Source organism: Sphingomonas bacterium, assembly GCF_903644055.1.
Taxonomy (GTDB): Bacteria; Pseudomonadota; Alphaproteobacteria; order Sphingomonadales; family Sphingomonadaceae; genus Sphingomonas_I.
The window spans coordinates 1-13304 of the sequence record NZ_CAHJXD010000241.1 but is presented as its reverse complement, the minus strand read 5'-3'; the positions used below and the strand labels follow the sequence as shown (position 1 = coordinate 13304).

General features: G+C 66.4%; 14 protein-coding genes and 1 tRNA gene. 9 read left to right on the top strand and 6 right to left on the bottom strand.

Features of this window, described 5'->3' with window-relative positions; translation table 11 throughout:
* Positions 1-594 (bottom strand): HAD family hydrolase (locus HUU94_RS10700; RefSeq protein WP_174275067.1); only part of this gene is annotated, 594 nt, incomplete at its 3' end.
* Between the two features lie 76 nt (positions 595-670).
* Between HUU94_RS10700 and HUU94_RS10695 the strand changes: the two genes are divergently transcribed.
* From HUU94_RS10695 to HUU94_RS10660, 8 genes are all read left to right on the top strand, one after another.
* A complete protein-coding gene (locus tag HUU94_RS10695) occupies positions 671-1774 on the top strand; it encodes an ABC transporter permease (RefSeq protein ID WP_174275066.1) in 1104 nt (367 codons plus the stop codon).
* 2 nt (positions 1775-1776) lie between these two features.
* Positions 1777-2748, top strand: a complete 972-nt coding sequence (locus tag HUU94_RS10690) for an ABC transporter ATP-binding protein (RefSeq protein ID WP_174275065.1) — start codon at positions 1777-1779, stop codon at positions 2746-2748.
* Positions 2748-3680, top strand: a complete 933-nt coding sequence (locus tag HUU94_RS10685) for an MlaD family protein (protein WP_174275064.1) — start codon at positions 2748-2750, stop codon at positions 3678-3680. The genes HUU94_RS10690 and HUU94_RS10685 overlap by 1 nt, the downstream gene beginning before the upstream one ends.
* A gap of 16 nt (positions 3681-3696) precedes the next feature.
* Positions 3697-4290 (top strand): ABC-type transport auxiliary lipoprotein family protein, encoded by a 594-nt coding sequence (locus HUU94_RS10680; protein WP_254602141.1) that lies wholly within the window; start codon positions 3697-3699, stop codon positions 4288-4290.
* Between the two features lie 10 nt (positions 4291-4300).
* Entirely contained in the window at positions 4301-5044 is a 744-nt protein-coding gene (dapB, locus tag HUU94_RS10675) for a 4-hydroxy-tetrahydrodipicolinate reductase (protein ID WP_174275063.1), read from the top strand.
* On the top strand, positions 5041-5715 hold the full coding sequence (gene nth / locus HUU94_RS10670; protein ID WP_174275062.1) for an endonuclease III: 675 nt from the start codon (positions 5041-5043) through the stop codon (positions 5713-5715). Before dapB ends, nth begins: the two co-directional genes overlap by 4 nt.
* A gap of 3 nt (positions 5716-5718) precedes the next feature.
* Positions 5719-6096 carry a hypothetical protein gene (locus tag HUU94_RS10665; protein ID WP_174275061.1) on the top strand — a complete coding sequence of 126 codons (378 nt, stop codon included), beginning with the start codon at positions 5719-5721 and terminating at the stop codon, positions 6094-6096.
* Positions 6097-6152: 56 nt separating this feature from the next.
* Positions 6153-6229 (top strand) — tRNA-Arg (locus tag HUU94_RS10660).
* A gap of 65 nt (positions 6230-6294) precedes the next feature.
* Here the strand turns inward: HUU94_RS10660 and HUU94_RS10655 are convergent.
* From HUU94_RS10655 to HUU94_RS10640, 4 genes are all read right to left on the bottom strand, one after another.
* The gene (locus HUU94_RS10655) at positions 6295-7533 is read right to left on the bottom strand and encodes a cytochrome P450 (RefSeq protein WP_254602140.1); all 1239 of its coding nucleotides are present in this window, start codon (positions 7531-7533) and stop codon (positions 6295-6297) included.
* Between the two features lie 69 nt (positions 7534-7602).
* Entirely contained in the window at positions 7603-9360 is a 1758-nt protein-coding gene (locus HUU94_RS10650; RefSeq protein WP_174275060.1) for an N-acyl-D-amino-acid deacylase family protein, read from the bottom strand.
* A 68-nt stretch (positions 9361-9428) separates the two neighbouring features.
* The gene (locus HUU94_RS10645; protein WP_174275059.1) at positions 9429-10295 is read right to left on the bottom strand and encodes a CmcJ/NvfI family oxidoreductase; all 867 of its coding nucleotides are present in this window, start codon (positions 10293-10295) and stop codon (positions 9429-9431) included.
* Positions 10296-10638: 343 nt separating this feature from the next.
* Positions 10639-11484, bottom strand: coding sequence for a phytanoyl-CoA dioxygenase family protein (locus HUU94_RS10640; RefSeq protein ID WP_302480198.1), 846 nt, complete (start codon positions 11482-11484; stop codon positions 10639-10641).
* Positions 11485-11630: 146 nt separating this feature from the next.
* Between HUU94_RS10640 and HUU94_RS10635 the strand changes: the two genes are divergently transcribed.
* The gene (locus HUU94_RS10635) at positions 11631-12095 is read left to right on the top strand and encodes a MarR family winged helix-turn-helix transcriptional regulator (protein WP_174275057.1); all 465 of its coding nucleotides are present in this window, start codon (positions 11631-11633) and stop codon (positions 12093-12095) included.
* A gap of 24 nt (positions 12096-12119) precedes the next feature.
* Here the strand turns inward: HUU94_RS10635 and HUU94_RS10630 are convergent, their stop codons facing one another.
* Positions 12120-13121 carry a threonine aldolase family protein gene (locus HUU94_RS10630; protein ID WP_174275056.1) on the bottom strand — a complete coding sequence of 334 codons (1002 nt, stop codon included), beginning with the start codon at positions 13119-13121 and terminating at the stop codon, positions 12120-12122.
* Between the last annotated feature and the right edge of the window lie 183 nt (positions 13122-13304).

The window sequence follows — 13304 nt, the reverse complement described above, 5'->3', positions numbered from 1 at the left end:
CTCGTCGGCCCATTCGAGCGCGGGGGCATCGGAGACATGGTCCGAATAGAAGCGCACCCGTACCTCGGCCCGCGCGATGCCCTCGCGCGCGCACCAAGCCTCGATCAGGCGGAGCTTGGCGGGGCCGTAATTATTCTCGCCGTCGATCCGCGCATGGATGATGTCGTCTAGCCCGGTGATGCTGCCCGTGGCGATGACGTCGTCGAACCCCAGCCGGGCGGCGATCGGCTCGACGTAGAAACGGTAAGAGGCGGTGGCGAGCACGAGGCGGCGGCCGGCGGTGCGATCCTCGGCGATCCGGCGGATCGCGCCGGGACGGAGGTTTGCCTTGATCGTGAGATCGGCGAAGCTTTCGGCGGCGCGCGACAGCCGCGCGCGCGGCACCGCGCGGCCGAGCAACAGCCGCTGCACCACTTCCTTGAGGCGGCGGCGGTCGATCAGCCGACATGCATAGGCCGCCATCACCAGCGGCACGAGCGGCGCCAGCACCAGCCGCCACGGCGCGATCCGCGCGGCGGCGTGGATCAGGAACGGCGTGTAGGTGCCCGCGCGCGTGATCGTGCGATCCATGTCGTAGATGGCGAGGTCGGTCATCGGACGCGTCGGGACACCAAGCGCCGCGCAAAGGCAAGCGGTTGCGCTTTTCCGCCGAAGCGATAATCGGGGTGCCATGAGCGCCGCCGCCGACTTTGACGTTGACGAGGCCGACGGCGGGACGCTTCGGTTGAGGGGCATGCTGACGCTCGCGCGGATCGGCGATCTGCCGCGTCGGCTTGAATCTGTCCAGCATCCCAGGAAGGTCGACCTCAGCGGCGTCGAGCGGATGGATACGGTGGGGGCATGGCTGATCCATCGGCTGGTGCGCGACAGCGATGCCGAGGTGACGGGTGCCGCCGACGAAGAGGCGCATCTGCTGGAGCAGGTCGCCGCCGCCGATCACCCGCTCAAGATCCGCCCCGACAAGACGCCCGCCTTCTTCCGCGTGCTCAGCCAGATCGGCGCGGCGACGGTGGCGGCGTTCGGCACGATGATCGGCCTGATCGGCTTCTTCGGCGGCATATTGGTCACGCTCGGCGATCTCGCGCTGCACCCCCGCCGGCTGCGCTGGCATGCGATCGTCCGGCAATTCGAGGTCGTCGGGGTCGAATCGCTGGGGATCATCGGGCTGATGAGCTTCCTGATCGGCATCGTCATCGCGCAGCAGGGCGCGATCCAGCTCCGCCAGTTCGGCGCGGAGGTGTTCACGATCAACCTCGTCGGGCGGCTGACCTTCCGCGAGCTGGGCGTGCTGATGACCGCGATCATGGTCGCGGGGCGATCGGGATCGGCGTTCGCGGCGCAGATCGGATCGATGCGGCTCGCCGAGGAGGTGGATGCGATGCGCACGATCGGCGTTTCGCCAATGGAGGCGCTGGTGATCCCGCGCGTGCTCGCGGCGGTGCTGATGATGCCGCTCCTGAGCTTCTATGCGGCGATGATCGCGCTGGTCGGCGGCGGGCTGTTCGCCTGGACCTCGCTCGGCATTCCTCCGGCGGCGTTCATCCAGCGCGTGCACGAGGTGGTGCCGATCACCGATGCGCTCCAGACGCTGATCAAGGCGCCGGTGTTCGGCGCGCTGATCGCGATCGCGGGCTGCTTTCAGGGCATGCAGGTCGAGGGCAATGCCGAGGCGGTGGGGCTGCGCACCACGGCGGCGGTGGTGCAATCGATCTTCCTGACGATCGTGCTCGATGCCTTCTTCGCCGTCTTCTTCGCGATGATCGGCTGGATATGAGCATGGCCATCACGCGTGCCGCCGCCCCCGAACAGCCCGATTCGTTCGCGCAAGGCGGATCCGTGATCGTCGTGCGCGGCCTCAGGAACGGCTTCGGCGAGCAGATCGTCCACGATGGCCTCGATCTCGAGGTCAAGAAGGGCGAAATCCTCGGCGTGGTCGGCGGATCGGGCACGGGCAAATCGGTGCTGATGCGCTCGATCATCGGGCTGCAGCAGCCGATGGCGGGCGAGGTCGAGGTGTTCGGCGAGCCGATGATCGGCCGCGACGAGCGCGAGGCGCGGGAGGTGCGCAAACGCTGGGGCGTGCTGTTTCAGGGCGGCGCGCTCTTCTCGACGCTGACCGTCGCCGAGAATGTCGAGGTGCCTTTGCGCGAATATTATCCGCAGCTCGACGAGAAACTGCTCGACGAGATCGCGACCTACAAGGTGGCGATGAGTGGGCTGGCGGTAGAGGCCGGGCCGAAATTTCCGTCCGAGCTTTCGGGCGGCATGCGCAAGCGCGCGGGCCTCGCGCGCAGCCTGGCGCTCGATCCCGAGCTGCTGTTCCTCGACGAGCCGACCGCAGGGCTCGATCCGATCGGCGCGGCGGCGTTCGACGATCTCATCAAGGGCCTCAAGGAAACGCTGGGCCTCACCGTCTTCCTGATCACGCACGATCTCGATACGCTGCACGCGATCTGCGATCGGGTGGCGGTGCTGGCCGACAAAAAGGTGGTCGCGGTGGGCACGATCCCGGAATTATTGGCGCTGGACCATCCCTGGATCAAAGAATATTTCAGCGGCCCGCGCGGGCGCGCCGCGGCCGAGACGACGGAGCGGCATGCGAATGACGATCGCGCCGAAAATCTGAAGCAGCGCGAGGCCGCGCTGGCCTCGGCGGGCGGCGACACCGGCGGTGGCAAGACCGAACGGGACGGGCCGAAGAACACGGCCGAGGGCGAGAATGCCAAAATTGGGGGCGGGGAGCGCTGATGGAAAATCGCTCGAACAATGTGCTGGTCGGCGGCGTCGTGCTGGCCCTGCTCGCGGTGGCGGTGATCGTCACGGTCTGGCTCGCCGGCTTCGGCGGCGCGCATGAGAAGAAGTTCGACATATTGTTCAAGACCTCGGTCGATGGCCTCGCCAAGGGATCGACCGTGGCCTTTTCCGGCGTGCCCGTCGGCAAGATCGACGATATCACGCTGCTGCCCGACCAGCCCGAGCTGATCCGCGTCCGCATCCAGGTGAAGGACGATACCCCCGTGCTGGAGGGCACGACCGCGACGGTGCAGGGCAGCTTCACGGGCACGAGCACGATCAATCTCGACGGCGCGGTCAAGGGCGCGCCGCCGATCGATCAGCCGGGGCCGTGGGGCTTGCCGCTGATCCCCCCCAAAGCGGGCGGGCTCGGCGCGATTCTCGCCAATGCGCCGCAATTGCTCGATCGCATCACGACGCTGACCGAGCGCTTCACCGATCTGCTCAACCCGCAGAACCAGCGGTCGATCAGCAACATCCTCGCGCATGTCGATACGATCTCGGGAAGCCTCGCCGATCGCAGCCAGGACATTGCCGCGACGATGGCGGAGGCGCGCACCGCGATCCAGCAGGCGGGCACCGCCGCGCAGCAGATCGGCAATCTCGCGCAGACCACCGATAAGAATATCAAGCCGATCCTCGCCAACCTCAACACGGCGGTGGGATCCGCCAAGAGCAGCATGGCCAATCTCGATGCCGCGATCGCCGACGCGCGCCCCGGCATCAAGGCGGTCAGCACGCAGACCGTGCCGCAGATCAACGAGCTGGTACGCAACCTCGCCGAAACCGCGCAATCGCTTCAGCAGATTTCGAGCAAACTGGATCGCGGCGGCGCCGGCGGGCTGATCGGCGGCGGCCGTCTGCCCGATTACAAGCCCCGCAAGTGAGCCAGAGGAAGCCATGATGATGATCATCCGCCGCTTGTCCGCCCCGGCATTGCCGCTCCTGCTGGCGGGCTGCATCAGCCTCGGGCCAAAGACGCCCGCGACGCTGATGGCGCTGACGCCGTCGGCCACCGTTTCCGCCGGTGCTGCGAAAGCGACGAGCGACGAGCGCTCGATCGCGGTCAACATCCCCACCGCGCAGCCCGCGCTCGCGACGCAGCGGGTGATGGTGCAGGACGGGCCCAATGCGGTCGCCTATGTCAAGGATGCGCAATGGGTGGCGGCGCCGGCACTCCTGTTCCGCAACCTGGTCGCCGAGACGATCACCGCCAGGACGGGGCGCTATGTGCCCGATCAGCGCGCGACGGGGTTGCAGCCCGATCTCAGGATCTCGGGACAGCTCGTCCAGTTCGGGCTCGATGGGCCGGGCATGGCGGCGGTGGTCATGTTCGATGGCGTGCTCGCGCGATCGGGATCGACGACGCTGCAAACGCGGCGCTTCGAGGCCCGTGTGCCGATCGGCAGTACCGATGGCCCCGCGGCGGCGGTCGGGATCAACCAGGCGGCCAATCGGGTGGCGGAGGAGATCGCGGGCTGGATCGGCGGCGGCTGAGCCCCCGGCTGTGATGCGGATCGGGATCATCGGCGCGGCGGGCCGCATGGGGCAGGCGATCGCCGCTCTGGCCACCGAGGCGAACGTGGCGGTGGCGGGCGGCTTCGATCGCCGGGGTGCGGTGATGGGCGATTGCGCCGATCTGGCCGCGCTGGCGGCGAGCGCCGATGTGCTGATCGACTTTTCCAGCCCGGGCGCGCTCGATGCCAATCTCGATGCCGCGCGCATGGCCAATACGCCGATCCTGATCGGGACGACGGGGCTGGAGGCCGCGCATCATGCGGCGATCGACGCGGCGTCGCGGCGCTTGGCGGTGCTACAGACCGCTAACACCTCGCTCGGCGTCAATCTGCTCTCCGCGCTGGTCGAGGAAGCGGCACGGCGGCTGGGCGCGGACTGGGACATCGAGATCGTCGAGATGCATCATCGCCATAAGCGGGATGCGCCATCGGGCACCGCCTTGCTGCTGGGTGCTGCCGCCAATCGCGGGCGCGGCGCGGCCGATGGCGTCGCGCTCAACCGGGTGCAGACGGGGACGCGCGAGGAAGGCGGCGTCTATTATGCGTCGCTGCGCGGCGGATCGGTGGCGGGCGACCATCAGGTGGTCTTCGCGGGCGAAGGCGAGCGGATCGAACTCGGCCATCGCGCCGAAAGCCGCGCGATCTTCGCCAGGGGCGCGCTCCGTGCGGCACAATGGCTCAAGGGCAGGCCGCCCGGACGCTATACGATGACGGACGTGCTCGGGCTGGCGTGAACAAGGCGCAGGTCTTCGAATTCTATCGGCGGCTGGCGGAGGCGAACCCCTCGCCCGAGACCGAGCTCGAATGGAACAATCCTTATACCTTGCTGGTCGCGGTGGCGCTGTCCGCCCAGGCGACCGACGTCGGCGTCAACAAGGCGACCAGGCGGCTGTTCGCGCAGGTCGATACCCCCGCCGCGATGCTCGCGCTGGGCGAGGAGGGCCTAAAGCGGCACATCAGGACGATCGGCCTGTTCAACACCAAGGCCAGGAACGTCATCGCCGCAGCCCAAGCGCTGGTCGATCGCCATGGCGGCGTGGTGCCGCGCGACCGCGCCGCGCTGGAGGCGTTGCCCGGCGTCGGCCGCAAGACCGCCAACGTCGTGCTCAACGTCGCGTTCGGCGAGGAGACGATCGCGGTCGACACGCACATCTTCCGCGTCGGCAACCGCACCGGCCTCGCGCGCGGCAAGGATGTGCGCGCGGTGGAAGATAAGCTCGACAAGGTGACGCCCGCGCCTTTCCGGGTGCGTGCGCATCACTGGCTGATCCTCCACGGGCGCTACGTCTGCAAGGCGCGACGGCCCGAATGCTGGCGCTGCATCGAAGCCGATCTCTGCGCGTTCAAGCCCAAGACCCCGCCGCCCGCCGATGCGGCCGTGCGCGAGGCCGTGTCGGAGAGCTGACCCATGCCACGCATCCTGCCGCTGATCCTGATCGCCGCCGCCGCGCTGGCGGGCGGCACCTCCGCCCGGGAGCCGAAGGGCATCCCGCCGGTGACGCTCGCGGGTAAGGCGCAAAGCTGCGTCTTCATCCCCGCGATCCGCGAGACCCGCGTGCGAGACGATCGCACGATCGATTTCGTCATGAACGGCAAGACGTCGTACCGGAACGTGCTCCCCTTCGCTTGCCCCGAGCTCGGCGCGGAGCGTGCGTTCAGCTACCAAACCTCGCTCAGCCAGCTCTGCTCGACCGACATCATCACCGTGTTCCGCAACGGCGCCGGGCTGCATCGCGGCGCAAGCTGCGGCCTCGGGCAATTTCAGCCGGTGATTGGTCTGCGCTGATATAGGGACCGATCGGGGTGGCGGCGGTGCGACGGCCCTGCTAAGCGCGCAAACAGGCACCCGTAGCTCAGCTGGATAGAGCGCTGCCCTCCGAAGGCAGAGGCCAGGGGTTCGAATCCCTTCGGGTGCGCCACACATCCCTCTTCCCGTTCGATCTCCCTTGCCCTGCGGGAAAGCGGACCGAAGCGGGAATAGCGATTACCAGGACAGAGGGAGCGCGATCGGTGCGATCATTCCGCCGAGATAGGATTCCACCTCGACGCCCGGCGTAATACCGAATTCCGGTATGGCCGCGAGGAACTCCTCCAATGCGACCCGCATTTCCCGCTTCGCGAGATGCATTCCGATGCAGGTGTGGACACCATAGCCGAAGCTTACGTGGCGCGGCTTGCGATCGAAATCCACGACCTCCGGATTCTCGAACGCTTCCGGATCCCGTCCGGCAAGGAAGGTCGCCATCGCTACCGAGTCGCCCGGCTGCATCGTGACGCCGCCGATCGTCACTTCCTTGATACATCGGCGTCCCGTGGCCACGGCCGCATAGGCGCGCATCATCTCCTCGATCGCGCCGGGGATTCGCTGGGGATCGTTACGCAGCAGATTCTGGTGATCGGGCCGCTCGGCGAGATGGCGGAATTGATGACCGATATTGGTCGAAACCGTATCCAGGCCGCCGACGAAAAGGTTGAAGCAGAAACCCATGATCTCGTCGTCGGTAAACCGACGGCCGTCCACCTCGACGTTCAGGCCGTAACTGATGAAGTCCTCCCGGGGTGCCTTCCGGCGCGCTTCGATCTCGCTTCGCAGATAATCGGATACCGATCTCAGCGTCCCCATGATGCCCGCAAGGCTCATCGAATGAAGAAGATCATGCTCCCATATCAGGAACTGCTTCATATCCGACTGCGGCAAGCCCATCAGCTCGAGGAATATCCGAATCGGAAATTCGAACGCAAAGTCGCTCATCAGCTCGCAGCTGCCCTTGTCCTTGAACAGGCTGATCGAGTTTCTGGTGTGCTGGCGGACGCTATCCTCGAGCGCCGCCATCTTCTTGGGCGTGAATAGGGGATTTATCGCGGACCGTATCAACGTATGATGCGGCGGATCGAGCTCGGAGGGGACATTCACCCAGGTTTCGCCGATCATCATGGCGAATCCGGAAAGACCGCTCGCGCTGAAATGATCGTTATCGTAATAGATGTTCCGAATATCCTCCATCCGACGGGGAACCCAGCCGCCCATCGGCGTCGAAGAAGAATGCCTGACCCAGAATATTGGCGGCCCCTTATGGATATCCGCGATGAAGCTGTGCGGCTGTTCCTTGGTCTTCGCGCCAAGCCCGTAGGGAAAGGGGCGCACCAGTTCCGGCGGCACGTAAGGCGGCACTACCGTATCGGCGAAGAGTCTGCTGATATCGCTAAGCTCTTCCGTTGACACGTCAAACTTCCTTTCGATGAGCGATCGGCCGGTGCGCGGCCCGGTGCGCGGCTTTGTCTGCGTTGAACGTCAATGCGCTCTGATCAGCCTTCCCGGCTTGGCTCCGGTCGGCGTGTCGTTCCGCCGGGTTACGACGCCCGAAACGATCGTGGCGCGATAGCCCTTGGCGCGTTGCAGCAGCCGGCCGCTGCCCTTCGGCAGATCGAACGCGACATAGGGCATCTCGATCTCCAGCGTGTCGAGATCGATCACATTGAGATCGGCCTTCTTGCCGGGGGCCACCACGCCGCGATCCGACAGGCAATAAAGCTTCGCCGGCTCGCTGGTCAGCTTGGCCACCATATGCTCGATCGGCAGCTTCGGCCCGCGCGTGCGGTCGCGCGCCCAGAAGCTGAGATGGAAGCTCGGCATGGCGGCGTCGCTGATCATCATCAGGTGGGCGCCGCCGTCGCCCAATCCGCTGATCGTCCCGGGATGCGCAAGCATGTCGTGAACGGAATCGAGGTTGCCGTTGGTATAGTTCATCGCGAAATCGGCGATCATGTTGCCGCCCGCGCCCTCCGCCACCAGATCGTAAAAAACCTCCGCCATCGTCTTGCCGGACGCTTCGGCGATGCGGTCCAGCCGCTGATCTTCGGCCGGCTCATAATCGATCGGCGGCCGCAGCACATAGAAACGGTGCAGCGCCTTTGCGAAATGTCCGGCGCTCGCGACCGCGCGCGGATTGGCCGCGGTCGCCGGATCGATCGACTCTTCGGACAGGATGGCGGCGCGGCGCGCGGGATCGCGCATCGCCGCCGCGCGCTCGGCGCGGGGCAGATGCGCGATTTCCAGATAGGAAGGCTTGCCCGCGAAGATGTGGTAGCTGTCGAGCCCGAGCAGCAGCCCAAGGCCCCTCGCGGCGACCTGCGGATGGACGTCGAGTCCGCGCGCGCGCGCGGCATCGGACGCGGCGGCCATCGCCCGCCACTCCTCGGGCGCATGGTTGTGCGAATGCAGCAGATACGTCACCGGGCGGCCCGAAGCTTCGGCGAGCGCCTCGAAGCGATCATGCTCCTTCAGCCGTTCCTCAACCGGGATCTGGGTGCCCAGGAGGTCGCCCGACGTCCCGAGCGGGACGATCTGGAACACACCCCTGCCCGATTCGCCCATCGCCGTGGCCAGCGCGATCATCTCGCGATCCTCGGCGAAGGTGCCCGGTACATGCGCGCCCTTGCTGCTCAGATGCTCGAGGATGCGCGAGCCGGAAACGCCGATCGCGCCGGCATCCATCGCCTCGCGCGTGAGCCGCGCCATTTCTGCGATGTCGTCATCATTGGCGGGCTCGTGGGCGAGCGCGCGCTCCTTCATCACGAACACGCGCAGCGGCGCATGCGCGAGCTGGGCGCCGACATCCATCGTATATTCCCGCTCACCGAGGCGATCGAGATAATCGGGGAAGCTGCGCCAGTTCCAGTCCAGCCCCTCGTCGAGCACGATGCCGGGGATATCCTCGACCCCTTCCATCATCTCCACCAATTCCTTGCGATACTTGGGATCGGCCGGCGCGAAGCCGACGCCGCAATTGCCGCCGATCGCGGTGGTAACGCCGTTGGAGAAGCTCGGATCGAGCTCGTTGTCCCACAGGAACTGGCCGTCATAATGGGTGTGGACGTCGATGAACCCGGGCGTCACGATCGCCCCTTTGGCGTCGATAACGTCGCGCGCCTCGCCTTCGATCTCGCCCACCGCGACGATCAGCCCATCCTTCACCGCGACATCGGCGCGGCGCGATGGCGCCCCGGTTCCGTCGAGCACGAGGCCGTTGCGAATCAGGAGGTCGTACATTGGTCGTCATCCTCTCGGAATGTCAGTTGGCGCGGATTATCGCTGATGCGCCGCGCCGTTCGCAAAGCTCAATCGAATACGCAGAAAGCGCGCATCTCGACGCTGCCGCGGGTCGGCGCGTCCGGCGGGCAGGTCGCATCGAAGAAGGCGGTATGCGCGACCTGGTGCGCACGATCCGGATCGCTGTCATGCGTCTTGAACACGAGCACCTCGTCCGGCGTCATGTCGCGGAAATAGCACCAGCGATGATCAGGGTTGGGCAGATAGCCGTGCGTTTCGAACACAAGCTCGCCCCCACGCGTCGCGGTATACGCCATCACCGGAACCGCATCGCTCGGTACCGTCGTCCGCGCGTCGCAGACGGCCAGCGGATAATCATGCGGCGGCGGCGTGATCGGCCGCCACAAATTGATCAGCGCCCACCGCTTGGCCGAGCCCAGCTCCAGGCCCGGAATGGCCCCGGCAAACAGGCTCGCCAGCGCGTAAGCCGAGGTGTCGGTGGTATCGCCGTGCGGATAGAGAGCGGGAAACGCATTCTTCAGATCGCCCGACTCGTGCTGCACCGCCTTCTTGCCATAGCGCTTCTTGCCGCCGCCCTGCATCACCACGAAGGTGGCGCCGGTCAGTTCCTTCGCCAGCGCCGCCATTTCGTCGATGTAGAGCTGGTCGACCGCTTCATCTTCCTCGATGAGGTTAAAATCGGCGACCCCGCTCTTGTGCCGGACGAGCTCGAAGCCCTCCCTATCGAGCGAAGTCTGCTGGCCCCGGACATCTTCGATGAACATCGGTATTCCCGGCAAGGTGATCATCGTGTTCCGGGATTCGTCCTCGGTGACGAAGGCGAGCGGCTCCGCACCCTCCGGCTGGGGATTGCGGACATAATTGATATCGCCCTGAACCCCATCCAGCTCAACTACAGCGTGGCTTACCTGCATGCTGTCATCCTCACCTTCATCTTCACCCCTGGAGCCGGGGCCGGCCGTGCCGACGAGCGCCTTTAGGCCGACACCTTTATCAAGAGAAACAGTTTAAATTGCACACCTTCATCGATTCCGCATCGTGGATGCGACAGTCATTCGGACTTTGCCTGTTAGCCAATAACACGCGGCTGCGCCATCTGCACGATGATCTCCCGCCGCATCGCGGCCACGATGCGGAACGGGCTGTGCTTTCGGTGTGAGCAGGTTGGCGGACCCGCCCGCCTCCAGCATATCGAGCAGCAGCGTCGGCCCGCGTGATCGCGAGCGAGCATGGCGAGTGGATTGCCCAACCGGCGGCTCACGTCGGGCAGATCGGAAAGGCATCGCGATAGTCGCCGATCTTCGCGCCGTGAGGAATGGCGTCGTCGGCCCTGAGACCTCGAACCCGGCCGGGCGACGGAAAGGCCTTTCCTTCCGGCGCATGATAGCGGAGCTCCGGGCCGCCGAGCAGGATCGCGAACGCCCTGCGCGGACTATCATGCCCCGGATGGCCATCGGTGCCGTGCAGCATATTGCCCTGGAATGCCACGGCGTCGCCGGGCTCGACATCCCAGCTCAGGATATCGAAGCTCTCGCGATACCGCCGCACGTCCGGCGCGGGCGGCAGCCACGAATCGCCCACGCCTCGCGTTGCGCCAGCTTCGGGATCGGCGTTCGCGCCCGTATTGTAGACCGTGTTCCAGCGATGCGATCCTCTGACGACCTGCACGGTCAGCGCCTTCGGAGAAAAATCGCACGGGAACCACAGACGGACGAGCGGATCGCCCCTCACCCGCAGGAATGGCGTATCCTGATGCCACGGAGTCGGCAGGATCGGCCCCCGCGATTTGTAGAAGATCTGATCGAGGATCACCTGCGCCGATGCCGTTTCCATCAGCCCGGCGGCGATCCTTCCCACCGCTCCGCCGTTGGTCAGCGCAAGCAGCGACGGGCTGTGCTGGGTAGCATAGTCGCGCACCACCGTCTCGGCGCCGCCCTCGCCATCCAGCTTGGTCGCGCGCTTGTCCTGCGCGCGATAGGCCTCCTCGACACCCTGTTCGAGGAGCGCGATGCCGCCCGGATCGAGCGCGCGCTTGATCAAGACGGCGCCATCGATTTGGTACTGGCAGATCTGCTCGGCGGTCACTGAGGCGTGATGCGACATTCTTTTACCTCGCGGCGGTCCAAAAGCATCTTAGAAATAGCAACACGAGTGTCAACATGGAACATAGAGACATATCAGCCGATCGCCGGTCATGATCGCGCAATCGGTGGATTTCCAAGCGGACTTCTCTATGCGAATGACGCGCGATGAGCAGGGGATCGGCATCGCACGGCCCGTTGGTCGCCATGATCGACGAGATCGTGCGCCTCGGCCCGCGATTGCGGAACCTGTTCAACGACACGGGTGCGACGACGGGGCTGACTCCGCTGGAGAGCACCGTGCTGACCGCCGTCGCGGAATCGCGATCCTCGCCCACCGTGCCGCAGATCGGGCGCAGCCTCGGCCATCACCGCCAGGTCGTGCAGCGCGCGGCGATCACGCTGACCGGGCTCGGGCTGATCGAGGTCCGGCCCAACCCCGATCACAAGCGCGCCAACCTGCTCGCCATCACGCCGGCGGGGAAAGCCGTCTATCGGAAGATAGTATCGGCGGCGCAGGTGCGGCTCGATGATCTTGTGTCCGCCATGGACCCGGTGGAATGTGAGCGTATCGCCGGGGAACTCGGTGCCTTCCGCCACAAGATCGAGGCGCATCTGCGCTCGGCGCGGTAAAGACCGCGCGTCATCGCGTGAAGGCTATAGCGCGGTGATCGCCGCGGCGAGCGCCGCCACCTCGGCCTCCGGGCTTGCCCAATGCGTGACGAGGCGGATCTCGCCTTCCGCCCAATCGTAGAAGTCGAACCCCTGGGCGCGCAGCGCGGCGGCCTCTGATGGGGTGGCGCGAAGGAAGATTTCGTTGGCCTGCACGGGATGCAGCAGGCGCCCGCCCGCCGCCCCCGCCAGCGTCGCGGCGGCGCGATTGGCGGCGCGGGCGGTTTCCAGCCAGACGTCGCCATCGAGCATCGCGTGGATTTGCGCGGCGAGGTAGCGGCCCTTGGAGAGCAGATGGCCGGCGCGCTTGCGGCGGCGCCTGGTATCGTCGGCCAGCGCGGGATCGAAGAAGATCAGCGCCTCGGCCGAAAGCCCGCCATTCTTGACGAAGCCGAAGCTGAGAACATCGACGCCCGCCTGCACGGTGAGTTCGGCGGGCGTGCAGCCGAGATGGACAATCGCATTGGCGAAACGCGCGCCATCCATGTGGAAGCGCCAGCCGCGCGCCTTGGCGAGCGCGCCCAGCGCCGCGACCTCGGCGGGCGGATAGACGCAGCCATATTCGGTGGCGTTGGTGATCGAAAGCGCGCGCGGCTGGACGCGATGGACATCGTCGGCGATCGCATCGGCGACCGCGCGGACGCTTTCGGGCGTGACCTTGGCGCCCGCGCCCTCGGCGATCAGCAGCTTGGCGCCGTGGGTGAAGAATTCGGGGGCGCCGCATTCGTCGTTCTGGATATGCGCGTCGCGATGGCAGATCACGCCGCCGAACGGCGGGCACAATGCGGCGAGCGCCAGCGCGTTGGCGGCGGTGCCGGTCGGCACCCAGAGGGCCGCGACCTCGCAGCCGAACAGCGCGGAGAAGCGCGCGTCGAGCGCCTTGCTGAGCGCATCGCCGTCATAAGCGGTGTCGACCCGATCGGCGGCGGCCATGGCGGCGAATATGGCCGGGTGGACGGGGGCGGCATTGTCGGAGAAGAAGCGCATGCGGGGCGCTTGAGTGGCGCCACCCGCCAAGTCAACAGGAGGCGATATGCGGGCGCTGATCGGAACCGCGCTGGCGCTGGCGCTGGCCTTTCCCGCCACGGCATCGCCCGCCGACGATGCGCTGCTGGCCTTGATCGCGCGCGACCGCGCCGCCGACGCGGCCGAGCGCGGCGGCACGGGGGA

What these genes read in the sequence shown, in the direction of transcription:
- HUU94_RS10695 (WP_174275066.1), top strand. Translation starts at nt 671, where the DNA reads ATGAGCGCCGCCGCCGACTTTGACGTTGACGAGGCCGACGGCGGGACG.
- HUU94_RS10690 (WP_174275065.1), top strand. Translation starts at nt 1,777, where the DNA reads ATGGCCATCACGCGTGCCGCCGCCCCCGAACAGCCCGATTCGTTCGCG.
- HUU94_RS10685 (WP_174275064.1), top strand. Translation starts at nt 2,748, where the DNA reads ATGGAAAATCGCTCGAACAATGTGCTGGTCGGCGGCGTCGTGCTGGCC.
- HUU94_RS10680 (WP_254602141.1), top strand. Translation starts at nt 3,697, where the DNA reads ATGATGATCATCCGCCGCTTGTCCGCCCCGGCATTGCCGCTCCTGCTG.
- HUU94_RS10665 (WP_174275061.1), top strand. Translation starts at nt 5,719, where the DNA reads ATGCCACGCATCCTGCCGCTGATCCTGATCGCCGCCGCCGCGCTGGCG.
- HUU94_RS10650 (WP_174275060.1), bottom strand. Translation starts at nt 9,360, where the DNA reads ATGTACGACCTCCTGATTCGCAACGGCCTCGTGCTCGACGGAACCGGG.
- HUU94_RS10645 (WP_174275059.1), bottom strand. Translation starts at nt 10,295, where the DNA reads ATGCAGGTAAGCCACGCTGTAGTTGAGCTGGATGGGGTTCAGGGCGAT.
- HUU94_RS10640 (WP_302480198.1), bottom strand. Translation starts at nt 11,484, where the DNA reads ATGTCGCATCACGCCTCAGTGACCGCCGAGCAGATCTGCCAGTACCAA.
- HUU94_RS10635 (WP_174275057.1), top strand. Translation starts at nt 11,631, where the DNA reads ATGAGCAGGGGATCGGCATCGCACGGCCCGTTGGTCGCCATGATCGAC.
- HUU94_RS10630 (WP_174275056.1), bottom strand. Translation starts at nt 13,121, where the DNA reads ATGCGCTTCTTCTCCGACAATGCCGCCCCCGTCCACCCGGCCATATTC.